Source organism: Bacillus sp. FJAT-42376 (assembly GCF_003816055.1).
Lineage (GTDB): Bacteria > Bacillota > Bacilli > Bacillales > Bacillaceae > Metabacillus_B.
On the sequence record NZ_CP033906.1, the window covers coordinates 920696 to 944842 of the forward strand.

Genomic DNA, 24147 nt, shown 5'->3' on the forward strand with positions numbered 1-24147 from the left:
CATGGTTTCTGGCATAAGAAAACGCCGGATACAAATATCCGGCGTTTTTTACTGGATTGATATGAATTAAAAAGGATATTTCCTCGGCTCATCCATGACCCCGATCCATTTCACGGTTGTGAATTTTTCGATGGCCCACTCTCCGCCGAAGCGTCCGATTCCTGAGTGCTTCTCTCCTCCGAAGGCAACGTGTGCTTCGTCGTTTACGGATTGGTCATTTACATGAATCATGCCTGTCTCGATTTCTTTAGCGGCGCGGACCCCGCGGTGAACGTCTCCGCTGAAAATTGAGCCGCTCAGGCCGTATTCAGAATCATTGGCGATGGCAATGGCTTCCTCCTCATTTTTGGCACGGAGGAGCGGTGCCACAGGGCCGAAGATTTCTTTTTTGGCAATGGGCATGTCATTCGTTACTTCACCAAGGACAATCGGATGGAGGACATTTCCGTCCGCTTTGCCGGAGACGAGCATTTTTGCCCCCATCGCCGTGCTGTCTTCCACATCTTTGTGAATGCGGCTTAAAGCGTCTTCGTTAATCAATGGACCGACAGCCGTATTCTTGTCATTCGGGTCTCCTGCTGCAAGACTCTTCGCTTTTTCTATGAATTTTTCGGCAAAGGCATCGTACACCTCATCCACGACAATAATCCGGTTCAGTGCCATGCAGATTTGACCCTGGTGAAGGAACTTTCCAAAGACCGCTGCGTTTGCCGCCTGTTCTAGATCAGCATCCTCCAAAACGATCATTACATTATTGCCGCCAAGCTCGAGAGCCGTTTCCTTCAACCCTTTAGCTGCAAGCTCTGCGATACGCTGCCCAACTTCTGTAGAACCGGTAAAGGAAATGACTTTCGGAATGGGATGGAGAACAAATTCATCGCCGATTTCAGAGCCCCTGCCGGCTACAACATTAAGGACGCCTTTTGGCAGCTCTGCTTTTTCAAACAAATCAGCGAGCAGGAATCCGGATGTAACGAGAGTGTCGGAAGAAGGCTTCAGCACGACGGTATTCCCTGTAGCGATTGCCGGTGCAACCGATCTCATCGCTAAATGAAGCGGGAAATTCCACGGGCCGATTACACCGACAACTCCTTTCGCAGTAAGATATACACGGTTTTCTTTTCCGGGAATGTTTGAAGGAAGGATTTTGCCCTCCATCCGGTTAGGGAAGCTTGCTGATTCCTGAACGATATTTAAGGTAGCAGACCACTCGGCCTCCGCCTTAATCCGGGTGCTTCCTGATTCCTGAACAAGCCAGCTGATGATTTCCTCTCTCCGCTCGTTCAGCTGCCGGGCGACATTGTCAAGAATCGTTCTCCGTTCGGCAGGCAATGTCCGGCTCCAGCTTTTCTGAGCCTGTTTCGCTGATTGGTATGCCAGATCCAAATCGTTTTTGTCTGCCGAGCGTATCTCAAACAGCAGCTCTCCTGTAAAGGGATTCACATTCTCAATGGTTTTGTCGCTCGATCCATCTGTCCATTCACCGTTTATATAATGTTTCGTATAAGTCATTTGACCAGTCATCGTTCATTTCCTCCTTTTTTCTTACCGTATAAAAGTACCCGATTGGAGAGGGGCCAAAACGGCTGAATGTTTTCCGTCTGGATGATTTTACCTCTTTTGAACCATTGGACATTGTGAACCATTTCTACTATTGTTAAAATGGTAAAAAGTATAGTACGACACATAGGAGGACAGCGGTGACAGAATCAAATGACCTGTTCCTGAAGGCAAAAGAATTCATTCATATCAGTTATCATGAACTTGGGAAAGAAGCAGAAATCGAAGACCGCCTGCTCCGGATAAAAGAAGAGATTGCAACGTGCGGACAGTATGAACACACAATCGAAGAGCTTGAATATGGAGCGAAAATGGCATGGCGCAACAGCAACCGCTGCATCGGCAGGCTGTTCTGGCAATCCATGCACGTAATGGATGAACGCCAGGCAGAAACGGAAGAACAAGTGGCGGAAGCCCTAATCCGCCATATTGAATACGCATCGAACGGAGGAAAAATCCGTCCGGCTATTACGATATTTAAACCGAAAAAGGGGGAAGTCCACCCTATTCGCATTTGGAACCATCAGCTGATCCGCTATGCCGGCTATGAATCAGCCGAAGGGTACAGGGGCGATCCTGCATCTGTGCCGTTCACTAATGTGTGCAGGGAGCTTGGATGGGAAGGGGAAGGAACGGATTACGATATTCTCCCGCTTGTCATATCGACAGCGGACAACCCGCCGAAATGGTTTTCAATCCCTGATCGCGCGGTCATTGAGGTGCCGATTGTTCATCCGGAGCTCCCGGCTTTCGAGGATCTTTTCCTGAAATGGTACGGGATTCCGATCATTTCGGATATGAGCCTTGAAATCGGCGGCATCATTTATGGGGCAGCCCCCTTCAACGGCTGGTATATGGGTACGGAAATCGGAGCGAGAAACCTGGCGGACGAAAACCGCTACAATATGCTTCCGAAGGTCGCTTCCATAATGGGGCTGAAAACCGAACTGAATTCCTCCTTATGGAAGGACCGGGCGCTTGTAGAGCTTAACGCCGCCGTTCTTTATTCCTTCAAAGAAGCAGGAGTCAGTATTGTCGATCATCATACCGCAGCGGCCCAATTTAAGAAATTCGAAGAACGGGAAGAGCGGAGCGGGCGAGAAGTGACAGGGGACTGGACTTGGCTCATCCCGCCCATGTCTCCGGCAGCCACGCATATTTTTCATAAACACTATAACAATGAAATAAAGACACCGAATTATTTTTACCAGGAAAAACCTTATTAGAATGGAAAGAACCCGTCCTGCCTGAATTGGACGGGTTCTTTTTTGAATCAGCCGTTTAGCCGTTTAGTTCCCGGCTGAATGGCTGATTATCTCGTCCATTTACCATTTGTGAAAAAGAAAAAGACGTGCAGGCTTTCACACGTCTTTTCAGGTCTTTTATAAGAACTAATATTTTCCCTTATTCTTCTGGGACTTTGAAACATGATGGGACTTTTCGGTCTGAAGACTGCTTCTCAGGAACGCCCGCTTAATATAGGCTGCTGATTTTTGCACAACATGGACAGGCTCAGTGTAGCGGTCCCAGCTAGCAAGCAGGATGACGGTAATTAAGGCCGTCTGCGGCGAAACGAGCGGGTGATCGAGGATTCCTGTAAGGAAGATCACAGGAATCGAAATCATGAACAAATTGAGCAGCTGTTTCCGTTTTGATTCCATAAAATACAGACAGCAGAACTTAAAGGCAATCCCTCCGGCAAGAAGCAGGAAGGCCAGTCCGCCGATTGTTCCGTATTCCGCAAAAAAGGCGAGGAACATGTTATGGGCATGAGGGACGACTTTTCCGGTCAGCTGCACATACGATTCGGAAAATCCGAGCGGAGTTGTACCGAAAAAGGTGTTGTCCTTCCAAATGCTTAAGCTGTTCAGCCAGATTTCTTTCCTGGCAAGGGCCGAATGGTCAATCACTTCGGTTCTCGGGATGAGGGCAATCAGGTGATCCCTGACCGCATAGAGCATACCGAGACATGTAATCCCAAGCTTCGGGTTTAATTTGATTAATAAGAACAGAGATAAAATAAACATGGCTGCAACACCGGACCGGGATCCGGTTTGGAAAATCGCAGCGGCAATAATCAGAATCAGAGGAATCTGGTAAAACAATACCCGGTGCCCTCTGTTTTTTAAGTGGCCAATTATACTTGTTAAGACAAAAGTAAAGGTCAGCAGAAGCAAAAACGCTGTAAAGTTCGGGTTATAGGCACTCCCGAACAGTCTTGCTTCACTGTCTCCCGAACCTCCGATAAATTGGGTGCCGGTTAATAAGGCGAAAATCCCGTTAAACGTGTGATCTTTCAGCAGCAATCCGGATAAAAATAAATAAAACCCCCCGGCAATGACAATACGCTTATAGCGCTGAAACGATCCTAAGGTTAAGGTTTCTTTAATGTATAAGTACAATCCTAAATATCCGGCAATGAGTGCAACAATAAGCAGGTACGATCCGTTGCGGTGAACAATCGTTGAACCCGCGGCCGAAACGAGAAGGCAAAGAAAGAAAAATGTAGTTAAATTGAGCGTAAAGGATGCTCTGCGATAGACAGCTTTATTTAAATGATTCCATCCAATGACCACCAGCCACAAAATACCGGCAGGGGGCAGGATAAAGCAAAGACCTACACCAATCTCTAAGTGATAAGCTTGAATCCATGCTAACAGTTTTTGATATTTTAATTTAATCATGATTCTCCTCTTTCTTACCTTACCTTGGATCATCTTCAGGCAATGGTGAAGAATTTGCATTCACATGAAAGACTAAAAATTTCCAATTGGACAGTTTTTTAATCTTAATTCTTAATATATATCTATTTTTTAGGTGAATGAAACCCTCTTCCCCAATTCTTAACTAAAAATACACAAATCATACATAAAATCATTACACTTTTTTTACAATTCGCCTTGCCTATAAGGGTCCGGCAACCAACTTAAACACTTTACTGCTTTTCGATTGGCTCGTCAACTCGATGAAACAAAGATGCTGCCCGAAGAACTTTACCCGCTGCGGTGGCGGGGTAAACTAAGCAAATTATCCCAGCACGCTGAACCGGCTTGGCGGCAGGGCCCGCCGTCCTTTGCCTTCCGGAAAGGCGGCATCCGTCCAGAGGAAAGGGATTGTATGGATTTGGTAAAAAGATTGGGGAACGGATTGAAAGAAAAACCGGCCTGTCCAATGGCGGACAGGCCGGTTTTTTGTCAGTATCTAATATCAAAAGCGCTAAGCGCCTCGTCACTCTCGTAATCCATTTGCTCAATGTTTTCAACTTGTGCAAGCGGGCTTCCCGTTTTCATTTTCTCAATAAAAGAGGCAACCTGCTTCCCTTCTCCGTCCGCCACAATCTCGACGGACCCGTTGTCCATATTTTTGGCCCAGCCTTTAATATTGTGCTGGATCGCCATGGTTTGTGCATAATACCGGAAACCGACGCCCTGGACATGTCCATGTACAAAAAGCTTCGTTTTCACGGATATCACTCTCCTTATTGAATGCGATTTTTAATCGTTTCGATCAGATCGTCTTTAATTTGATTCCAAAAATCTGTGTCTGATGTGAAACGCTTTGCTACGGTTTCTGCAAATACAGCAAAGGCCTCTTTAAACTCAGGTGCATCCTTCTCGGGAAGAGATTGCTTTTGTTCATCCACCCATTCCTGGACAGCCGCAGTACGCGGACCCCACTTCGCCACTTCTTCTCCGTTCTCATTTGTGAAGATGATAATCGGAATGGAGCGGGCTGTTCCGTTTGTCAAATATTGATCCATCAATTCCAGGTTTTCATCGCGGATCAGGTAGCGTGTTTCAATAAGCGCCTCTTCCGATAGTCTCATGAGAATAGGCAGGTTCACCATCGCATCCCCGCACCAGTCGGCAGTCAGGACAATGGCGCGCAGATTTTCTTTTTGCAGAGTCTGCAGAAAGACACGGTCCTCTTCCTTCATTTGAAAACTATTATAAATGTGAAGCAGATTCTCCTGATGAACATTCATCCTGCTTATATACGTTTCCTTTGTCCAGCCTTTTTCAAACCATTCATTTAGCATGATGAACAGCCTCCTGTATAATTTTCTCATCTTCTACTATATAAAAGAACCTGGGCAATTGCGAGTATAGCGGCTAGCCCTGAACGTTCAGACCTTTCGCAGATGGATTGTCATAGCGCTGAAACATCACATAATAAAGGACAGCACCCGCACAGGCAAGCACGGAAAGGATGATAAACGTCCAATTGTATCCAAACCAGACGGTCATCGGGATCGAAAGGGGCGCAATCGTACGGCCAATCGTAAACCGCAGGCTCGCTGCAGCAAAATACTGGCCGCGCATGTCTTCCGGAGCAATTCTTGAGATGAAGCTCTGCTGAAGGCCCGCTGTCATCAGCTCGGCAAAGGTAAACAAGGCCATCGCTCCAAGGAATCCGATGGTACTCGACATTTGTCCGAACCAGAGGATGGATATCGCGTAAAAGACGGAAGACAAAATGAATACATTCCGTTCCCGGTATCTTGTCATCCAACGTGTAACAGAAATCGTGAAAATGGCCACAAGAAGCCCGTTTTCAGACAGCACAATCCCGAAGGACTGTTCTCCGTTCACTGTCAAATCCCAGCCGGGAAGGTTCCAGATCGTCTCATTTGAAATCATCTCTTTTATATAAACGGGCATCAGCAAATCAAGCTGCATAAAGGTCTGGGCACCGAGAACCCCTGCAAGGATATAAAGCATAAACGTTTTGTCGCGGAAAATAACCCCGTAATCCTTCACTTGGGAGCGAATCGCATGATACCATTTGAACTGTTCCGGCCTGTCGCTTTTTTCCAGAACAAGCGGAGCGGTTTCCCTTGTCCATTTAAACAGGATGAAAGCAAGCAGCATACATACCAGGCCTGAAACGACAAGCAGCTCCACCTTGTATTGAACATAAAAAATACTTCCGAGAATCGGTCCAAGAACAACGGCGATATTTAATGAAGTATAAAAAACGGCAAATACATCACTTCTGTCTTTTTCCGGCACCACATCCGCAATCATCGCCTGGCTCGCAGGCCAGTAAAGGGCGCCGAACACACCTGCAAGCGCAAAGCAGACAAACGCAATCGAAGGCATATCAACTGCCGGTGAAACGGCGATGCCGAAAACGATAAAGGAAATCCCCTGTCCGACAGAGGCAAGCACCATCATTTTCTTCCGCCCAAAACGATCGGCACTGTACCCGCCAAGCAAATTCGCAAAAACTGAAAAAACCTGTGCCGCTATTAAGAAAAGGCCAGCTGTCTCTTTGCCGAACTCATCTGAAAAATAAATCGCAAGAAAGGGGAAAAACATCCAGAACGTAATATTCATCAGCGCTTCCCCGAAAAGCCGTACTTTTAAATTCGCATCCCAATCTCTAATTCTCATCGCTGTACTACCCCAATTCCTGTAAAGTCACTTCTTCATCATAACTCGAAACGGCAGGAACCGGAACTGTTTAAGAGAAATATATCAGGAACGTTCATGTAGAACGGGAAAGGAGCAGAAGGATGAAAATCAACGGTCTTAACCACATGCTGTTTTCGGTATCCAGCCTGTCCCGTTCCATCTCCTTTTACGAGCAGGTCCTGGGCGCAAAACTGCTGGTAAAAGGAAAAACAACCGCCTATTTTGATCTCAGCGGAATCTGGCTCGCATTAAATGAAGAATCGGATATTCCAAGAAAGGAAATAAACAGCTCATACACACACATTGCTTTTTCAATAGAAGAAAAGGATCTTGGAATGTGGCTTGAGAAACTGGAACGACTGACTGTCCCTGTCCTCCCCGGGCGGGAACGGAACGAAAAAGACAAAAAATCGATCTATTTCACAGACCCTGACGGCCATAAATTTGAACTGCACACCGGCACCCTTCAGGACCGGCTGGAGTATTACAGGGCGGAAAAGGATCATATGGAGTTTTTTTAAGCTTCATTTTGGGATTTGGGGCATCGCGTCAGGCAGGGTTTAGGATGTGCGGCAGGAAGGTGAGCGGGCTGGAAAAGTTTGAGTTTTGGCAGGAAAAAGGCCTAATTCGGCAGGAAAATGAAGGCTGGCGGGAAAACGTTCGAGAACGGCCGGAAAAGGAACCGGACCGGCCGGAAAAGTCTGAGCTTTGGCCGGATAAAGGCCGGGTTCGGCGGGAAAATGGAGTTTGGCGGGAAAACGTTCAAGAACGGTAGGAAAAGGAACCGGGCCGGCCGGAAAAGATTGTGGTTCGGCAGGATATAGGCATGATTCGGCGGGAAAATGAAGGTAGGCGGGAAAACGTTCGAGAACGGCAGGAAAAGGAACCGGGCCGGCCGGAAAAGTCCGAGTTTTGGCAGGATAAAGTCCTGGTTCGGCGGGAAAATGGAGTTTGGCGGGAAAACGTTCGAGAACGGCAGGAAAAGGAACCGGACCGGCCGGAAAAGGAACCGTGCCGGCCGGAAAAGTCTGAGTTTTGGCCGGAAAAAGGCCGGGTTCGGCGGGAAAATGAAGGTTGGCGGGAAAACATTCGAGAACGGCAGGAAAAGGAACCGGGCCGGCCTGAAAAGTCTGAGTTTTGGCAGGATAAAGGCCTGGTTCGGCAGGAAAAGGAAGGTAGGCGGGAAAACGTTCGAGAACGGCAGGAAAAGGAACCGTGCCGGCCGGAAAGTCTGAATTTTGGCCGGAAAAAGGCCGGGTTCGGCAGGAAAATGGAGTTTGGCGGGAAAACGTTCGAGAACGGCAGGAAAAGGAACAGGGCCGGCCGGAAAAGTCTGAGTTTTGGCAGGAAAAAGGCCGGGTACGGCAGGAAAATGAAGGTTGGCGGGAAAACGTTCGAGAACGGCAGGAAAAGGAACCGGGCCGGCCGGAAAAGTCTGAATTTTGGCAGGAAAAAGGCCGGGTTCGGCGGGAAAATGGAGTCCTCCGGAATAGCAGAGTACGACAGGATATCAAGCTTCAAAAATAACAAGGCTTCCCCAAAGAGGCTCAACGCTAAAATCCCCTCACCGTAAAGCGGGAGGGGATAGAGTCATCAAATTTCCTGTTTGCTGCTGTATTTGACGAAGCTTGGGGTTACTCCATGCGGTACAAGCTTGCCGCGCTTCTTTATATCGTTCAGATTCATCTGCTGTTTTGCTACATAATCGGAATATCGCTTGTTCCAGAACTTCACGGACCATACCATGAAGAAGGCTGCAATGGCTGCGACTCCGGCCATGGCGGGCCAGAAATAAGGCGATACGATTGCCTGCTCGTACGCGAGTCCGATTGGTGAGAAAACGATGTAGGTCATGGCTACTAAAGCGATTAATAGAACGGAAGTGGACAAAGCATATTTCCATGGCACCATATCGACGGCCGCTCTGGATTTAAATTCGAATGGAGTCGACCTCGGTTTCATCCATCCAAAAGCCAGCATGATGGCAATTTCGACTGCAAATAGAATGGCGTAAATGTAGATGAAGTTGATTTCCCATTTAAATCCGAATAGCTGATCGGTTCCCCAGATAAGCATATAGTACGCGATCACATGGAAAATGATGATGAATTTGCATGCGATGGCCGGTACGTATTTGGTCAGTACACCAATCAGGACAATGGCGATAATCGGAACGTTAAAGAATCCGGTGAATTTCCTGATTAAATCCCAGAGTCCATTAGGAGCGTACATCAGCAAAGGGGCAATGAATAAGGTGACGAGTGCTAAAAATGTCCCGAACCATTGGCTGACCATGATGAGCCTTTTATCGCTTACCTTCGGATTGAATCGTGCTTTGTAGACGTCAAGTGCGAACATCGTGGCTGCACTGTTTAATAAAGAGTTAAAGGAACTGAATACCGCTCCAAGCAAGACGGCAAGGAAAATTCCTGACAGCCATGTCGGGAGCACTTCCGCAATCAATGTCGGGTAGGCAAGGTCAACTGATTTCAGTGAATCTCCGTACTGGTGGAAGACAATGACACCCGGGATCATCATGAATAAAGGAATCAGCAGCTTATAGAAACCGGAGATGATGACGCCTTTCTGGCCTTCAGCCAGGTTCTGAGCCCCGAGGGTCCGCTGGATGACATATTGATTGGATGCCCAGTAGAACAGATTGGCAATAATCATTCCCGTGAAAATTGTGCCAAATGGAACGGAATCCTGAGGACCGCCTATGGCATTCAGTTTTTCCGAATGGTTAGTCGTCAGTTCCTTAACTCCGTCAAGGAAATTTCCGCCGCCCAATGCGACAAATCCAAGAATCGGAACGAGTGCCCCGATTACGAGCAATCCGATTCCGTTTAACGTATCGGAGATGGCAACGGCCTTTAACCCGCCGAAGATGGCGTAGACGGCACCGATTATTCCAATCCCCCAAACAACGACCCAAATGGATTGTTCATAGCTGATTCCGAAAATAGAAGGAACATCAAATAGTTTAAGAACGGCGATGGCCCCGGAGTAAAGCATGGAGGGACTTGTAACGAATACATAGCCGAGCATGAAAAGAATGACCGTATATAGCCGAACGCCTTCATCAAAGCGTTTGCTCAAAAATTCAGGAAGGGTGGTGAAATTTCCGCCGAGGTATTTCGGCAAAAGGTAGAGAGCCATAATAATGATGGGAATCGCTGCGGTTACCTCCCAAGCCATGTTGGTAAGGTTCGTGCGGTAAGCTTGTCCATTCAAACCGACAAGCTGCTCAGCGGACAGGTTTGTAAGCAGAAGAGACCCGGCGATAAATGTACCGTTCAAACCCCGTCCCGCAAGAAAATATCCGTCTGAATCCCCTACGTCATTTTTGGATTTTTTATATGAAATCCAGGCGACGATGCCCATAAAAAGTGCACAAGTTAATAGTGTAAACCAGAGATTTCCCGCACTCATGTTGTTCTCCCCTTTAATAAAAATTCATCTTGCTGCTGTATGCGTACTGGTTAAATAACCAAATCAGAGGAAGTTTAAACGCTAAATATTTATATTGAAAACATAATTAGTTTAAAAGACTCACAGATTTATGCAGTGGTTTCTATCTGTACAAGGAAAAAGGAATTATTCTAATCTAAAAAACCGAACCCGGATGGATTCGGCGCTGGATTCTATTTTTCTTTTACGACAAGTGCTTTCGAAAGCTTTTGAAGAATACAGCCCTTCAGCTGCTCTCCGGATAAAATACCGAGAGTGAGAGCTGCATCAATTTTTTCTTTATCCGGTTTTTTCACCGTCCTGATGCAATCCTCCATGCGGAGCTCCTCGAGCCTGGCGACCAGCGTATCATCTGTATAAGCCTCAGTGGAACGGATTTGCCGCTGCACCACATAATCTCCAATTTGCGCCTTTCCCTTCTGGTTTTCGCCAAACCGGCCGTCAAAATAAGCATGCAGCTCTTCCTTCAGCTGCCCCAGTTCGGATTCAAGCTCTTTTATTTGCAGCGAAACAGCCCGGTAGCGAGCGACCTTATTTTCCATACTCATTAACTTGTCCCCCTCATGCCTTCTCTTACTAGATTCATATGGCAGTTGATCAGGAAATATGCTGAAAAGAAGAGCCGAAATAGTTCCTTCCTCACCGCCTCTATTGTAAATTTCCTGGTTCTGAGCTCCTTTTTTCCTTCACACAAAAATTGAAAAATCATCACAATCCCTTTATGATGAGTTAAAACGAAAGAGGTACGCTGTAGGAAAACGGTTAGGAGAGATTCTCTTGAAAAATTCCTTCCTCATTCTCTGCAGCGTCATACTCACAGGGCTCCTCCTGTCACATGCGGTAAAGGCATATGGAGAGCCGGTTACGGGAGGGGCAGAAAACAATATGCTGACAATTGCTCACCGAGGGGCATCAGGGTATGCACCTGAAAATACGAAGGCTTCCTTTGACAAAGCGCTTGAAATCGGAACAGATCTGATTGAATTTGATGTTCAGCGTACACGGGACGGCGAATTGGTCGTCATCCACGATACGAGTGTAAACCGGACAACGAATGGCAGCGGCGAGGTACGGGATTTACTTGCAGCCGACTTGAAAAAGCTTGATGCGGGAAGCTGGTTTTCCCCTGAATTTAAAGGGGAACGGATCATGACTTTTTCTGAGGTGCTTAAACGCTATAACGGGAAAGCAGGCATGCTGATCGAGTTGAAAAGCCCGTCGCTGTATCCCGGGATTGAACAGCAGGTAGCGGAGGAGTTAGCGAAATACCCGCTATCTGATAAAGTGGTCCAGTCTTTTGAGCAGGAGTCTATGAAAAAAATGCACCGGATTTTGCCTTATCTTCAGATTGGCGTGCTTATGAAATACCGTCCTCTCGGAATTCCGGTTAGGCAGCTGGAAGAGATGTCGGACTATGCTTCCTTTATTAATCCGAATAAAAAACTCGTTAATCGGGGTCTTGTGCAAAAAATCCATGCGCTTGGAATGAAAATCACTCCTTATACCGTGAGGGACAGAGCCTCTGCTGCTTCTCTGAAAAAGATGGAAGTGGATGGCATCATTTCGGATTATCCGGATTACATCAACGATATAAAGAGGGAGGAGTGAGGCGATGGATTTTATCACATTGGCCGCTGAGGATAAAATAAAAAAAGCGATCAAGGATGGCGAGCTGGACAACCTGGAGGGAATGGGCAAGCCGCTGAAGCTTGAAGACCTTTCGGGAATTCCGGAAAACCTCCGTATGGCTTACAAAATCATGAAAAATGCGGGAATGCTCACAGAAACGGACGTAAAAAAGGAATTAATGACAATCGATCATCTGATCAGCAGCGCTTCCAACGAGAAGGAAAAGCGGGAACTGACAGCGAAGCGGATGATCAAAGAACAGGAACTCGAGAAGCTCTTCAAAAAACGAAACGCGTTTTCCTCCCCCGCGTCAAGCTTTTATAAAGAAAAGGCAAAGCATGCGCTGTTGGGTAAGTAGGAAATCCTCTTTTTTTGGCTAGGTGCATCGTGCTGATTGGACAGGAACGGTCCCCTCAGACGCAAAGCGGAGAAGTGAGGATCAGGGAACGCCAGACAGCTAGTCAAAAGCCAAGTTTAACCTGCTGCTGAAGGCGTTCGCTCATTTTACAGTCCGGGTCTAATCAATAGAAAACCGCTGTGTGTCAGTAAGGTGAAAATTTTTTTCCGGGCCACTTATACATGCCCTCTCCCTTTGTCCTCTTCCGGAATAAGATACTACTATCTTACTAGAGAGGAGAGTGCGCAGTGGCAGGAGTAAAAACACTTATCAATACGACGGCAGCTACTCTTCAAATCACATTATACGGCCGCTTAGGCAGTAATCCTGTTAATCAGGGACCGGCAGTGAATGTAACACTGCTTCCAAACCAGACGCTGACCGTACAATACGGAAGTGATGCAAATCCGTTTTTGAATGGAATTGCGGTGTTCACCATTGCAAATAATGATCTGTACAGCAAAGTACAATTCGTTCTTGCAAATGATAGCGAATTGGACAGGGTGCTCAATACAAACAATGTGCTTGTGTTTTCAAAAGTACTGACAGACTATCTCGTTACAGGAGTAGTCAGCCCGTTTTTCCCTTCCTAAAGGAAGAAAGGCCAGGAAATGCTCTGGTCTTTTATTTTTGCTCATTTTTGCATGTTTCTCCCGATGTATAGACCGGGAAAGGAAGGGGGAAACATGCCATTATTTCAAAGCCATCAGGGTACATATAAACAAAAGAAAAATCTGTCGATGTTCCACGGGAAACATGTCGGAAAATGGAGGTAATGGAAATGTTTGTGCTAGGGGTTGATTTATCCGGGCCGTCTAATCATAAAGATACGGCAGCAGCTCTCTTTCACTTGGAGGGGAAAGACTTGAACCTCCTTTCGCTGAAATCAGGGCTCAGCGATTCGGACATTCTTGAAATCGTCTCCGGCACAGCAGGTGCCCCTCTTGCAGCCGGACTGGATGCTCCTCTTTCTTATAACGACGGCGGAGGGGACAGGCCGTCCGACAGCTGGTTCAGGAAAGAACTGTCCAGGCATGGCTTGCGCCCAAGCTCCATTATGCCTCCAACGTTAACGAGAATGGTGTATTTAACGGTAAGAGGGATCTCGCTTGCTTCGATGATGGAGAGGGTAAAGCCCGGAGTCTGGATTGCTGAAGTTCATCCGGGTGCAGCGCTGATGACACGGCTGTCAGAAAAGGAGAAAGAGCACGGGCTTCTGTATAAAAAGTCCGATGAATCAAGAAGCTATCTTATAGACTGGTTTCGAACGCAGCATATCCATGGCGTTACCGGCGCCTTGTCCACTCATGAAACCGACGCCGTCGCAGCCGCAATGGCTGTCCGGGACTGGATTCTCGCGCAGCCAAAAGCATTCTTTCCAAAAGAGCCTCCCCATCATCCGTATGACCTTTTGTGCTGATTTGTAATCAGTCATGAAATTTTGCCCCGGAAAACTTTTTTACACACCTCCCATATTCGTGTAACCCCCTAAAAAGGTTGCTGTAGACCCACACGAATTTGATCTGGTAGGATAAATCAGGATTAAAAAATGGAGGTCGGGTTATGAATGCACCAAAAATTGCTTTTCTTTCCGTACTAAGCAATTCATTTATTGTTATTTTAAAAGTTGTGGTAGGAATCCTTACCGGGTCTGTAGCGGTCCTATCTGAAGCGATTCACTCCTCGTTGGATCTTCTTGCCTCCCTTATCGCCTTTTTTTCCGTCAGGCTCTCAAACAGACCGGCTGACAAGGAACATCCGTATGGTCACGGCAAGGTTGAAAACATATCAGGGACCATTGAAACGCTGCTGATTTTCGTAGCGGGGATTTGGATCATTTATGAATGTGTGCATAAACTGCTCAATCCTGAACCGCTCCAGCTGCCTATGCTTGGCATCGGGGTCATGGTTCTCGGCGCCATCATCAATTTCATCGTTTCCCGGGTAGTCGGAAATGTAGCGAAAAAAACCAATTCGGTGGCGATGAAGTCAAACGCTCTTCATCTTTTAACGGACGTGTATACATCCCTTGGAGTTGCCTTCAGTCTGCTTTTAGTCAGCCTGACAGGATGGTATTTCCTCGATCCGATTATCGGGATCATTCTCGCGATTTACATTATGACAGAAGCGTATAAGCTGATGAAGGAATCGTTCCCTCCGCTGCTGGATGCCCGTCTTTCACCTGCTGACGAACAGCAGATTGTGGAAATTGTAGAGGCCTACAGCGACCGCTATATCGAGTTCCATAATTTCCGTACGCGCCAGGCAGGACCGGAAAACTATGTAGATTTCCATCTTGTTGTTCCATCTGCTATGGATATTGAAACGGCCCATAAGCTATGCGACCAAATTGAGGCCGATATCAACGAGCAGTTCGATAAAATCGAGGTTCTGATTCACTTGGAGCCTGAGCATGAACAGCTAAACAGTGAAGAAGAAATAAGCAGGAAATAATCCTGCTTATTTTTTTTGAGCGATTTTAGTTGAAAACGTGTACATACATGTTTATAATAACTGTATAACTTGTATATACATGTTGTTTGATGAAGAATGGAAGCGGATAGCATTTACCCGAAAGATCCATTCTTAAAATGAGCACAATTTGAATCACATAAATGAAAACGATTACGGGAGGGAAAGAGATGAGCAGCAACAAGCAATCAGCGAAAGAGATTGTAGAAGCAATCGGCGGAAAAGAAAATATAGCCGCTGCTACCCACTGTGTCACGCGGCTCCGCTTCGCTTTGAAGGACGAGAGTCTGGTAGATAAAGAAAAACTTGAGGGAATCGATGTCGTAAAAGGTTCTTTTTCCACGAACGGGCAATTCCAGGTTGTCATCGGGCAAGGAACCGTTAATAAAGTTTACAATGAAATGGCGGCTCAAACCGGAATCGGCGAAGCCTCTAAAGAAGACGTGAAATCGGCTTCCGAACAAAACCTGAATCCGCTGCAGCGGGCTGTTAAAATGCTTGCGGATATCTTTATTCCGATCCTTCCAGCTATCATTACGGCTGGTTTACTGCTGGGGATCAACAATCTGCTGACTGGAAAAGGCATCTTTTTCAAAGCCCCGCTGATTGAGGTATACCCGCAATGGGCCGATCTTGCAGGAATCATTAACCTGATTGCAAGCACCGCCTTCACCTTCCTGCCGGTGCTCATCGGCTGGTCGGCTGTCAAGCGGTTCGGAGGGACTCCGCTGCTTGGGATCGTTTTAGGGTTAATTCTTGTCAATCCTGAGCTGCTCAGCGCCTATGCCTACGGAACAGCAAAGGAAATTCCCGTCTGGAACCTCTTCGGACTTGAAATCGAGAAAATCGGCTATCAGGGCCAGGTGCTTCCAATTCTTGTTGCTTCCTACCTGCTTGCCGTTATTGAGAAATTCCTGACAAAACGGGTACCGGATGCGATTCAGATGCTGATCGTACCCCCTGTTACGCTTTTAATCACCGGGTTTGCGTCCTTCATTGCGATTGGACCGCTTACCTTTGCACTTGGAAACCTGCTGACAGACGGCGTTATCGCCCTGTTCGCAAACTTCGCTGCCATTGGCGGATTGCTTTACGGAGGATTGTACGCGGTGCTCGTTATTACCGGGATGCACCATACCTTCCTTGCGGTGGATCTGCAGCTTGCGGCTAAAGGCGGAACCTTCCTGTGGCCGATGCTTGCACTATCCAATATTGCCCAAGGATCTGCTGCCCTCGCGATGATGCTGACGGCAAAGGATGAAAAACAAAAGGGTCTTGCCGGAACAGCGGCCCTGTCTGCCTACCTTGGTGTGACAGAGCCTGCCATGTTCGGGGTGAACCTGCGATACCGCTATCCTTTCATCGCAGCAATCATTGCCTCCGCAATCGGCGGTCTCGTCATCAGCATCGGCGGAGTAAAGGCGTTCTCCATCGGCATTGGCGGAGTTCCTGCCTTCCTGTCTATTTCAAAGGAATACTGGCTGACTTTCGGAATCGGCGTACTGATCGTACTCATCGTCCCATTTGTCCTGACTTATATTATGGCGAAAACTAAGAAAGAAAAATAAAAAGGACGGGGACAAGCAATTGTCCCTTTCCCATTTTCAAAATCAAGCGAAAAAAACTATTAATGGTGGTGCATTCAAATGAAACATCCATGGTGGAAAAAAGCAACGGTCTATCAAATTTATCCGAAAAGCTTTAATGATACATCCGGAAACGGAACAGGCGATATTCAGGGCATAATCGAAAAACTCGACTACTTGAAGGAGCTTGGTGTGGATGTCGTTTGGCTGACCCCGATTTATTCGTCTCCGCAAAAGGATAATGGCTATGACATAAGCGATTACTATTCCATTCATCATGAATACGGCACGATGGAGGACTTCGACCGCCTCCTTGCTGAAGCGCACAAACGAGACTTGAAGATCATTATGGATATCGTCGTCAACCATACATCCACGGAGCATGAATGGTTTAAACAAGCTTCCGAATCCAAAGACAGTCCATACCGGGACTATTACATCTGGAAGGAGTCGAAAGAGGATGGCAGCGCGCCGACGAACTGGGTTTCCAAGTTCGGCGGTTCCGCATGGCAGCTCGATCCGAAAACAGGGGAAAACTATCTTCACCTTTTTGATGTGACACAAGCCGACCTTAACTGGGAGAATGAACAGCTCCGCAAAGAGGTTTACGACATGATGACCTTCTGGTTTGAAAAAGGAGTCGACGGCTTCCGGCTGGATGTCATCAACCTGATTTCAAAAAATCAGGACTTTCCTGATGATGACGGTTCCCTGGCACCCGGAGACGGAAGAAAATTTTATACAGACGGACCGCGCGTGCATGAATTTATGCAGGAGATGAACCGCGAAGTTTTCTCCAAATACGACGCGATGACGGTCGGTGAAATGTCTTCCACAACCATTGACCACTGCATCCGCTATTCAAACAAGGAAGGTACGGAGCTCAGCATGACCTTTAACTTCCACCACTTGAAAGTGGATTACCCGAACGGAGAAAAATGGGCACTGGCCGACTTTGATTTTCTAAAGCTGAAAGACATCCTCTCTTCCTGGCAGGTCAAAATGAACGAAGGCGGCGGCTGGAACGCCCTGTTCTGGTGCAACCATGACCAGCCCCGGATTGTGTCCCGATACGGAAATGACGGAGAGTACTGGAAAGAGTCAGCGAAGATGCTGGCAACAGTGATCCATATGATGCAGGGGACGCCATACATCTACCAGGGCGAAGAATTTGGCATGACCAATCCGAAATTCAGCCACATCAGTCAGTACCGTGACGTAGAATCATTGAATATGTACAAGATCATGCAGCAGGAAGGAAAAAACGAGGAACAAATTCTCGAAATCCTGAAAAGCAAATCAAGGGACAATTCACGGACACCGGTCCAATGGAATGCGGATCCGCAAGCAGGATTTACATCCGGCATCCCTTGGATTCCGGTTGCGGCCAACTATCCGCAAATCAATGCGGCAGCGGCAGTCGGGGAGAAAGATTCGATTTTCTACCATTATCAAAAACTAACCCGTCTCCGCAAAGAAGTAGACGTCATTACCGATGGAGACTACGAGCTGATTTTAGAAGATCATCCTGAAATTTTTGCCTATTTCCGCAATGGGGAAGGCGAAAAACTGCTTTCTGTAAACAATTTCTACGGCAAAGAAACAGAGTTCAAGCTGCCGTCTGACTATACTGTTGAAGGCTATCAATCCAAAATTCTCATCAGCAATTATGAAGACAGCCCGGCTGATTTTGAAAAAATTTCATTGCGGCCTTATGAATCCATCGTTTATCATCTAACCAAACAGTAAATACAGAAAATGGTGAAGAGGATGGCAAAAACAAAGTATCAAGTAGTCTATCAGGAACTTCTGGCAACCATTCAAGAAGGCAGGCTCAATCCGGGGGACGTACTCCCATCCGAAAATGTGCTGTCCGAAAAATATGAAGCATCGCGGGAAACCATCCGCAAAGCTCTTAATGTACTGGCCCAAAACGGACACATCCAGAAAATCAAAGGAAAAGGCTCGGTGGTCCTCGATACCCAGCGGATGAGCTTTCCGGTATCCGGACTGGTCAGCTTCAAGGAACTCTCCAAAACGTTCGGAGGAGAGGCGGTCACAGCCGTTCACCAATTCGCTCTCATCCAGGCAGACGAACGGATTGCCAAACACCTGACGTGCGGAGAAGGAACAGAAGTCTGGAAAATCGTCCGCTCCAGAGAGATTAGAGGGGAAAAAATTATTCTGGATAAAGACTACCTGGACAAGCGTGCCGTCCCGTTTCTCTCAAAAGAAATCTGTGAAAACAGCATCTACGAATACCTGGAAGGGGAGCTTGGCCTGAAAATCGGCTACGCCGAAAAAGAAATCACCGTCGAGGAATGCACAAACGAAGACCGCGCCTACCTCGACCTCCACGACTTCACCCACGTCGTCGTCGTGAAAAACTACGTCTATTTAGAAGATACCACCCTCTTCCAATACACAGAATCCCGGCATCGGCTCGATAAATTCCGATTCGTGGACTTTGCAAGGCGCGGCCAGATGTAAAAACCGGCACCAAAAGGATTCATATGACCTTTTGGTGCTGGTTTTTTTTATTGAAGGGTTAGTTTTGCGGGGGTGTTGTTTTGTTCCTGGTTTGGTTCTCGGGCTAAATGTTGCGGGGTCTGTCCCGGCATGCTTCACCGCATCGGGGGACAGAGGAAGCGGGCTGCGGGCCTTTATGTGTCAAGGACTTCCGTGCTCAGTGCCGGAGCTTTAGTACGGTAAAGATTTGCGGGCCAGGCACGGTGCCAGTCCCGCTGTGCTTCACCGCATCGGGGGACAGAGGAAGAAGACTGTGGGCCCTTATGCATCAACGGTTTGCGGTGCCGGTGCCGGAGGTTTAGTACTGCACAGAACAGCGGGTCAGACCCCGCGTTTGTCTGGGCATCGCATCCCCGAAAATCAACACTAAACTTCATAACAAATAAAGCAGCCAGATACGTCCACGGCTGCTTTTTACCAGTTATAAATACCCCCGCTTCAATTCACGCATCACCGATCTGTATACATGATACCCGCTTACGGATACGCCGGCTGTTCCTGCACCGGGAAACACGCTGTCTCCGCAAACCCATAATCCTTTTACACCCGTACGGTGGGAGAGGCTGTTGAATAAGGCATTGTCGAGCGTCTGGGGGAGGCCGCCGACCATGCCGTCTTTTCGTTTTGTGAACCTCTCCCATGCTTTCGGGGCGCCGGTTTCCTCTTTGACGATGCCTTCTTCGATTAAAGGGATGGCTCGCTGTATGCCAAGCATCATTTTGTCGCGGAGCTGCTGCTTGTAGGCGTCATATTTTTCTTTTGTGTCCCATAAGTCCAAGCTGGTGTGTGTACTGGCATTCAAAGTGCGGTATCCTTCAGGGGCACGGAGACGGTCTGCTGCCGAGGAAAGGGATAGGAAGAGGTGGTCTCCCTCTGTCATTTTCCCTTTATCATCGAGCAGCACCTGCTGGAAAAGGGGGCTTCCTTTCGGGATGGCCTCTTCCTTTACAGCCATATACATGGTCATTGTCCCCCATTGCCGGGACGCTGCTTTCTTGCCATACCGGTTTCCGATTTTCTCTTTGAGCGGTTCGTCCAGCACCTCAAGCAGATTCTGAACAGGAAGGGTGGAGATGAAGTGTCTGGCTGTCCACACCTTTCCTTTCTGATCGACGGCTTCGAACAGTCCCTCTGCGTTTTGGGATATGGATTGAATCCACGTTCGTTTTGATAAGACCGCTCCGTTTTTATATGCGTCATTCCTGAGAACCTCTGCCAGCTGATTGAGTCCTCCTTCTATATAAAAAGCTCCTTCATGATAAATGGTCAGGGCATAAGCCCCCATAATGGCGGAGCAACGGGATGTATCTGTCTGCATGGAGTCTATGAGCTGTGCATCCAGAAGATGGACGAAGGCGGGCACATCATGAAGGGTGTGTTTGTTCAGAAGCTGGCCGATTGTTTTCCTGAAATAGGGAAGCATCTTCATACTGCTTGGCTTCAGTGAAAATAACAGATCGGCGGTGTCCCTGAAATTTTTCAATGGCAGGACAGGAAGGGGGCCGAGCAATTTTTTCACTTCTGCTCCGATTTGCCACACTTCTCTATAGAAAGAGCGGATCCGGCCGGATGCCTCCGGGAAAACACGGGCCATTTCTTCAAGGTGCCGGGACCGGTCCTGTTTGTACTCTAAATATCCGCGGGGGGTGTGGATTCCCATTACTGTGTCAAGAGGCTTGGCATAGGGGAACGGGATGCCGAGTTTGTCAAACAGCCGCTGATGGATGCCGCCTTGTTCGAAGCCCATTCCGAGTGTCGCTCCTGCAGGAAAAAGAAACGGTCCGCGCTGAAACTTGCCGGCACAGCCGCCCCATTCATTTGAAGCTTCCGCTATGGTTACTTGCACACCGCGTTCTGCAAGGAAAGCCGCCGCGGTCAACCCGCTGATGCCTCCCCCTGCAATCAATACCTCACTGTTCATCGCCGGTTCCTCCGTTCATTGACTATAGTTGCATTTTAGGACTCTTTCCGCCGTGATTCCACTCTCCGCTCTTTTGTGAAATTTTCGGCCGTTCACATTTGGATGAACAATGCTCACATATTATTCTATTGGCTAATAAGATATAAAAATCTCTTTGGAGGCCGCTTTCCCCGCATAGAGACCGGGGGAAGCCAGGACCGTGAAATCCTAAAGAACAAAATGGGAAGAGGGTGGCTTATGATCTTGTGGATTGCAATTCTGTCCGCTTGTTTTGTCCTTTGCCTGGCTGCTGCTGCGATTCCTTTGTATTTTAGCAATCTCATTATTTTCCCCCGGAAAGTGGAATATAAAGAAACCTATGCACTTGGCGTGAAAAGCGGGGAAATCAATCCGGACCATTTTCACAAAATTGATAAGGAAGAACTGTTTATCGATTCCAGGCATGGGTACCAGATTCACGGGATGTTTTTCCCGGTAGAAAACAGCCGGAAAGCCGTCATCATTGCGCATGGGATTACGTGGTCGCTCTTTGGCAGCTTTAAATATGTCGAGATGTTTCATAAAAGAGGGTATCATGTGCTGTTATGCGATCACCGCTATCATGGCTTAAGCGGGGGGAATCATACATCATTCGGCTATTTTGAAAAGGATGATCTCCGGGCATGGGTAGATTATTTGTATGGAACACTGGGAAACGATGCTCTCATCGGTCTGCTTGGTGAATCTCTGGGCGCCGCTTCTTCCCTTCAGTATATAAAAGAGGACAGCCGGGTTGGCTTTTGCATCGCAGACTGTCCGTTCAGTGATTTGACGGCGCTTATGCGGTTAAGGCTTGCCCTGGATTTCAAAATCCGGTTCTCGCCGCTCATTCTTTTGACGAGCTTTGTAACGAAGATCCGGTATGGATGGGGCTTTCGTGAAATATCGCCTATTCGTGAGATGGAGAAGGTGGAGACGCCGATTCTGTTCATCCATGGGAAGGATGACGGTTTCATCCCCCTGCAAATGTCTCTTGATCTTTTCCGCAAAAAGCGGAAAGGGAAGAAGCGTTTATATTTGGTGGAGAAAGCGGGCCACGCCCAGGCGTTTTTAACAGACCGGAAAAAATATGAGGAACGGGTCTTCGATTTTCTCCAGGAAATTGAGGGGATGCAGATCGAACGGGATCCGGCACAGTAGAAAACAGACGGTTTTTTGAAAACGGATTCATCATTCTGCGCCGGTTATGTTCATCCTCAATTGGGTAAAGTTTAGGAGAGAAAATCCCAAGTGAGGAGAACGGTCTATGTATGATGTAGCAGGGATCGGAATCGGTCCCTTTAACTTAAGTATGGCGGCGATGCTTGAAGACGTCCCGGAGATCAGCGCTGTTTTTTTCGATCAGAAACCGGAGTTTGTCTGGCATCCCGGCATGCTCATTGAAGGGACGGATCTTCAGGTTCCCTTTCTGGCTGATTTGGTTACGTTCTGGGATCCAAAAAGTCCGTACACCTTCCTGAATTATCTTCATGAGCAGGACAGGCTGTATCATTTTTTCTTTTTTCGTCAAATGGCTATACCAAGAAGAGAATACAACGACTATGGTTTCTGGGTGGCTGAGCAGCTGGAGTCCTGCCGGTTCAGCCATGAAGTGATATCGGCTGTATACAGGGGAGATCATTACGAACTGGCTGTTCATCATCATGGAATAAGGGAGACCATCCGGGCGAAGCATGTTTTGCTGGGAACGGGCAGTGTTCCGCTCATTCCGATGAAGCTTGATGGCGTCAAAGAGGACGATGTCTTTCATTCGATGGAATACCTGTACAGAGCAGAGTCTCTAAAGGAAGCGGAATCGATTACAGTCATCGGTTCAGGCCAGAGTGCCGCCGAAATTTTCCATGATCTGCTGAAGGCTCAAAAAGAAAAACGGTACCATCTAACCTGGTTTACGAGATCCTCCGAATTTCTCCAGCTGGAGTCGGCGAAACTTGCGCAGGAAGTATTCAGTCCGCAATATGTGGAGTATTTCCATCGGCTTGGCTATAAGGAGCGTATGGAAGCTCAGGAACAGCTTGGTCCGCTGAGGAATGGCGTGGATCAAAAGACGCTTACGGGCATTTATGAATTGCTGTATCACCGTTCCGTCTCCGGTCAGAAGCAAAAGGTCACCATTCAGCCTCTTACAGAAGTAAATGCGATCAAAGGAACGGAGGGAGGATGCAGTCTTTCCTGCCGCCAATGGCAGGCAGATCTCGAATTTACCCATCGAAGCGAAAAGGTCGTTCTTGCTACTGGCTATGAGCCGCATATGCCTGAATGGCTGGAAAGCATGAGGGAGGACATCATCTGGGAGGATGAGAAGCGGTTTAAAGTACATGATGATTTGAGAATAGCTTTTAAGGATGAGCGGAAAAATCACCTTTTCACCTTAACGAACATCGCCCATTCTCACGGAACAGGAGCAACCAACCTCGGTCTCTCCGTTTACCGGAATCAAAAAATCATCAATCGGATCCTTGGGGAAGAAAGGTACAAGCCCTCTAACCCGTCCATCTTTCAGCGATTTTTTCCAGAAGGCACACCTTGATGTTTGCAACTTAACAAAGCGGGTACATTTATTTATAGAGCACAATACAATTGGAGGTTTTACAAATGGGTAAAAAAGTAGCTGTTTTACTGACAAATGATTTTGAAGATGTAGAATACACAGATCCTGCGAAAGCCTTTAAAGAAGCAGGCCATGAATTAACCGTAATCGAAATGGAAAAAGGCAAAACGCTAAAAGGCAAGCAGGGGGAAGCAACGGTTACAACGGATGCTTCTATCGATGATGTAAGTCCAAGTGACTTTGATGCGCTGCTTCTGCCGGGAGGATTCTCTCCGGATCAGCTCCGGGCAGATGACCGTTTTGTCCAGTTTTCCAAGTCCTTTATGGATGACAAAAAACCGGTATTCGCGATTTGCCACGGACCTCAGCTGCTGATTACAGCGAAAGCACTGGAAGGCCGCGACGCAACCGGCTTCAAATCAATCCGTGTCGACATGGAATACGCAGGCGTGAACTTCCACGATAAAGAAGTGGTGGTATGCGGAAACCAGCTTGTAACAAGCCGTGAACCGGATGACATCCCTGCATTCAACCGCGAAGCATTGAACTTGCTGAAATAAAAAGACCACAAAAAG

Annotated in this window: 23 protein-coding genes; 15 read left to right on the forward strand and 8 right to left on the reverse strand. The window is 47.5% G+C overall.

Going from position 1 to position 24147, the window contains the following annotated elements; genetic code table 11:
• Window positions 1-66: 66 nt before the first annotated feature.
• A complete protein-coding gene (locus tag CEF21_RS04580) occupies window positions 67-1524 on the reverse strand; it encodes an aldehyde dehydrogenase family protein (RefSeq protein WP_241156765.1) in 1458 nt (485 codons plus the stop codon).
• 176 nt (window positions 1525-1700) lie between these two features.
• On the opposite strand from CEF21_RS04580, the gene CEF21_RS04585 reads away from it, so the two are divergent.
• A complete protein-coding gene (locus CEF21_RS04585) occupies window positions 1701-2786 on the forward strand; it encodes a nitric oxide synthase oxygenase (protein WP_123913663.1) in 1086 nt (361 codons plus the stop codon).
• Window positions 2787-2951: 165 nt separating this feature from the next.
• Here the strand turns inward: CEF21_RS04585 and CEF21_RS04590 are convergent, their stop codons facing one another.
• From CEF21_RS04590 to CEF21_RS04605, 4 genes are all read right to left on the reverse strand, one after another.
• A complete protein-coding gene (locus CEF21_RS04590; RefSeq protein ID WP_164462078.1) occupies window positions 2952-4244 on the reverse strand; it encodes an O-antigen ligase family protein in 1293 nt (430 codons plus the stop codon).
• Between the two features lie 510 nt (window positions 4245-4754).
• Window positions 4755-5024 (reverse strand): acylphosphatase, encoded by a 270-nt coding sequence (locus CEF21_RS04595; RefSeq protein ID WP_241156766.1) that lies wholly within the window; start codon window positions 5022-5024, stop codon window positions 4755-4757.
• A gap of 14 nt (window positions 5025-5038) precedes the next feature.
• On the reverse strand, window positions 5039-5602 hold the full coding sequence (locus CEF21_RS04600) for a thioredoxin family protein (RefSeq protein ID WP_123919977.1): 564 nt from the start codon (window positions 5600-5602) through the stop codon (window positions 5039-5041).
• A 70-nt stretch (window positions 5603-5672) separates the two neighbouring features.
• The gene (locus tag CEF21_RS04605; RefSeq protein WP_123913669.1) at window positions 5673-6956 is read right to left on the reverse strand and encodes an MDR family MFS transporter; all 1284 of its coding nucleotides are present in this window, start codon (window positions 6954-6956) and stop codon (window positions 5673-5675) included.
• Window positions 6957-7078: 122 nt separating this feature from the next.
• Between CEF21_RS04605 and fosB the strand changes: the two genes are divergently transcribed.
• From fosB to CEF21_RS04620, 3 genes are all read left to right on the forward strand, one after another.
• Window positions 7079-7498, forward strand: a complete 420-nt coding sequence (fosB, locus tag CEF21_RS04610; protein ID WP_123913671.1) for a metallothiol transferase FosB — start codon at window positions 7079-7081, stop codon at window positions 7496-7498.
• A 321-nt stretch (window positions 7499-7819) separates the two neighbouring features.
• A complete protein-coding gene (locus tag CEF21_RS04615; RefSeq protein ID WP_123913673.1) occupies window positions 7820-8212 on the forward strand; it encodes a hypothetical protein in 393 nt (130 codons plus the stop codon).
• Window positions 8213-8247: 35 nt separating this feature from the next.
• Entirely contained in the window at window positions 8248-8550 is a 303-nt protein-coding gene (locus CEF21_RS04620) for a hypothetical protein (RefSeq protein ID WP_123913675.1), read from the forward strand.
• A gap of 20 nt (window positions 8551-8570) precedes the next feature.
• On the opposite strand, the gene CEF21_RS04625 is transcribed toward CEF21_RS04620, so the two are convergent.
• Together CEF21_RS04625 and CEF21_RS04630 are read right to left on the reverse strand one after the other, a co-directional pair.
• Window positions 8571-10409 (reverse strand): solute:sodium symporter family transporter, encoded by a 1839-nt coding sequence (locus tag CEF21_RS04625; protein WP_123913677.1) that lies wholly within the window; start codon window positions 10407-10409, stop codon window positions 8571-8573.
• A 212-nt stretch (window positions 10410-10621) separates the two neighbouring features.
• Window positions 10622-10996, reverse strand: a complete 375-nt coding sequence (locus tag CEF21_RS04630; protein ID WP_123913679.1) for a host-nuclease inhibitor Gam family protein — start codon at window positions 10994-10996, stop codon at window positions 10622-10624.
• 229 nt (window positions 10997-11225) lie between these two features.
• On the opposite strand from CEF21_RS04630, the gene CEF21_RS04635 reads away from it, so the two are divergent.
• The 8 genes from CEF21_RS04635 (at window position 11226) to treR (ending at window position 19022) form a co-directional block, all read left to right on the forward strand.
• Entirely contained in the window at window positions 11226-12056 is an 831-nt protein-coding gene (locus tag CEF21_RS04635) for a glycerophosphodiester phosphodiesterase (RefSeq protein ID WP_123913681.1), read from the forward strand.
• A 4-nt stretch (window positions 12057-12060) separates the two neighbouring features.
• On the forward strand, window positions 12061-12435 hold the full coding sequence (locus CEF21_RS04640) for a DnaJ family domain-containing protein (RefSeq protein WP_123913683.1): 375 nt from the start codon (window positions 12061-12063) through the stop codon (window positions 12433-12435).
• Window positions 12436-12722: 287 nt separating this feature from the next.
• The gene (locus CEF21_RS04645) at window positions 12723-13067 is read left to right on the forward strand and encodes a hypothetical protein (protein WP_123913685.1); all 345 of its coding nucleotides are present in this window, start codon (window positions 12723-12725) and stop codon (window positions 13065-13067) included.
• 188 nt (window positions 13068-13255) lie between these two features.
• Window positions 13256-13894: a DUF429 domain-containing protein gene (locus CEF21_RS04650; RefSeq protein WP_164462079.1), complete on the forward strand. Its 639-nt coding sequence runs from the start codon at window positions 13256-13258 to the stop codon at window positions 13892-13894.
• Window positions 13895-14037: 143 nt separating this feature from the next.
• Complete coding sequence (locus tag CEF21_RS04655) at window positions 14038-14928, forward strand: cation diffusion facilitator family transporter (protein WP_123913689.1); 891 nt, start codon at window positions 14038-14040, stop codon at window positions 14926-14928.
• A 188-nt stretch (window positions 14929-15116) separates the two neighbouring features.
• The gene (gene treP / locus CEF21_RS04660; RefSeq protein ID WP_123913691.1) at window positions 15117-16514 is read left to right on the forward strand and encodes a PTS system trehalose-specific EIIBC component; all 1398 of its coding nucleotides are present in this window, start codon (window positions 15117-15119) and stop codon (window positions 16512-16514) included.
• 78 nt (window positions 16515-16592) lie between these two features.
• Window positions 16593-18281 (forward strand): alpha,alpha-phosphotrehalase, encoded by a 1689-nt coding sequence (treC, locus tag CEF21_RS04665; RefSeq protein WP_123913693.1) that lies wholly within the window; start codon window positions 16593-16595, stop codon window positions 18279-18281.
• Between the two features lie 21 nt (window positions 18282-18302).
• Window positions 18303-19022, forward strand: a complete 720-nt coding sequence (gene treR, locus CEF21_RS04670) for a trehalose operon repressor (protein ID WP_123913695.1) — start codon at window positions 18303-18305, stop codon at window positions 19020-19022.
• Window positions 19023-19482: 460 nt separating this feature from the next.
• Here treR and CEF21_RS04675 read toward each other — a convergent pair whose 3' ends face one another.
• Window positions 19483-20982 carry an FAD-dependent oxidoreductase gene (locus CEF21_RS04675; protein ID WP_123913697.1) on the reverse strand — a complete coding sequence of 500 codons (1500 nt, stop codon included), beginning with the start codon at window positions 20980-20982 and terminating at the stop codon, window positions 19483-19485.
• A gap of 237 nt (window positions 20983-21219) precedes the next feature.
• Here CEF21_RS04675 and CEF21_RS04680 point away from each other — a divergent pair, with 237 nt between their 5' ends.
• From CEF21_RS04680 to CEF21_RS04690, 3 genes are all read left to right on the forward strand, one after another.
• Entirely contained in the window at window positions 21220-22161 is a 942-nt protein-coding gene (locus CEF21_RS04680) for an alpha/beta hydrolase (protein WP_164462080.1), read from the forward strand.
• A 106-nt stretch (window positions 22162-22267) separates the two neighbouring features.
• Window positions 22268-23551 carry a lysine N(6)-hydroxylase/L-ornithine N(5)-oxygenase family protein gene (locus CEF21_RS04685; protein ID WP_123913701.1) on the forward strand — a complete coding sequence of 428 codons (1284 nt, stop codon included), beginning with the start codon at window positions 22268-22270 and terminating at the stop codon, window positions 23549-23551.
• 65 nt (window positions 23552-23616) lie between these two features.
• Complete coding sequence (locus tag CEF21_RS04690) at window positions 23617-24132, forward strand: type 1 glutamine amidotransferase domain-containing protein (protein ID WP_123913703.1); 516 nt, start codon at window positions 23617-23619, stop codon at window positions 24130-24132.
• Window positions 24133-24147: the final 15 nt, after the last annotated feature.

Bases quoted from the DNA above. Each gene is read 5' to 3' on its own strand.
- CEF21_RS04580 (WP_241156765.1), bottom strand. From the start codon at position 1,524: ATGACTGGTCAAATGACTTATACGAAACATTATATAAACGGTGAATGG.
- CEF21_RS04590 (WP_164462078.1), bottom strand. From the start codon at position 4,244: ATGATTAAATTAAAATATCAAAAACTGTTAGCATGGATTCAAGCTTAT.
- CEF21_RS04605 (WP_123913669.1), bottom strand. From the start codon at position 6,956: ATGAGAATTAGAGATTGGGATGCGAATTTAAAAGTACGGCTTTTCGGG.
- fosB (WP_123913671.1), top strand. From the start codon at position 7,079: ATGAAAATCAACGGTCTTAACCACATGCTGTTTTCGGTATCCAGCCTG.
- CEF21_RS04615 (WP_123913673.1), top strand. From the start codon at position 7,820: ATGAAGGTAGGCGGGAAAACGTTCGAGAACGGCAGGAAAAGGAACCGG.
- CEF21_RS04620 (WP_123913675.1), top strand. From the start codon at position 8,248: ATGGAGTTTGGCGGGAAAACGTTCGAGAACGGCAGGAAAAGGAACAGG.
- CEF21_RS04625 (WP_123913677.1), bottom strand. From the start codon at position 10,409: ATGAGTGCGGGAAATCTCTGGTTTACACTATTAACTTGTGCACTTTTT.
- CEF21_RS04630 (WP_123913679.1), bottom strand. From the start codon at position 10,996: ATGAGTATGGAAAATAAGGTCGCTCGCTACCGGGCTGTTTCGCTGCAA.
- CEF21_RS04640 (WP_123913683.1), top strand. From the start codon at position 12,061: ATGGATTTTATCACATTGGCCGCTGAGGATAAAATAAAAAAAGCGATC.
- CEF21_RS04650 (WP_164462079.1), top strand. From the start codon at position 13,256: ATGTTTGTGCTAGGGGTTGATTTATCCGGGCCGTCTAATCATAAAGAT.
- CEF21_RS04655 (WP_123913689.1), top strand. From the start codon at position 14,038: ATGAATGCACCAAAAATTGCTTTTCTTTCCGTACTAAGCAATTCATTT.
- treP (WP_123913691.1), top strand. From the start codon at position 15,117: ATGAGCAGCAACAAGCAATCAGCGAAAGAGATTGTAGAAGCAATCGGC.
- treC (WP_123913693.1), top strand. From the start codon at position 16,593: ATGAAACATCCATGGTGGAAAAAAGCAACGGTCTATCAAATTTATCCG.
- treR (WP_123913695.1), top strand. From the start codon at position 18,303: ATGGCAAAAACAAAGTATCAAGTAGTCTATCAGGAACTTCTGGCAACC.
- CEF21_RS04675 (WP_123913697.1), bottom strand. From the start codon at position 20,982: ATGAACAGTGAGGTATTGATTGCAGGGGGAGGCATCAGCGGGTTGACC.
- CEF21_RS04680 (WP_164462080.1), top strand. From the start codon at position 21,220: ATGATCTTGTGGATTGCAATTCTGTCCGCTTGTTTTGTCCTTTGCCTG.
- CEF21_RS04685 (WP_123913701.1), top strand. From the start codon at position 22,268: ATGTATGATGTAGCAGGGATCGGAATCGGTCCCTTTAACTTAAGTATG.
- CEF21_RS04690 (WP_123913703.1), top strand. From the start codon at position 23,617: ATGGGTAAAAAAGTAGCTGTTTTACTGACAAATGATTTTGAAGATGTA.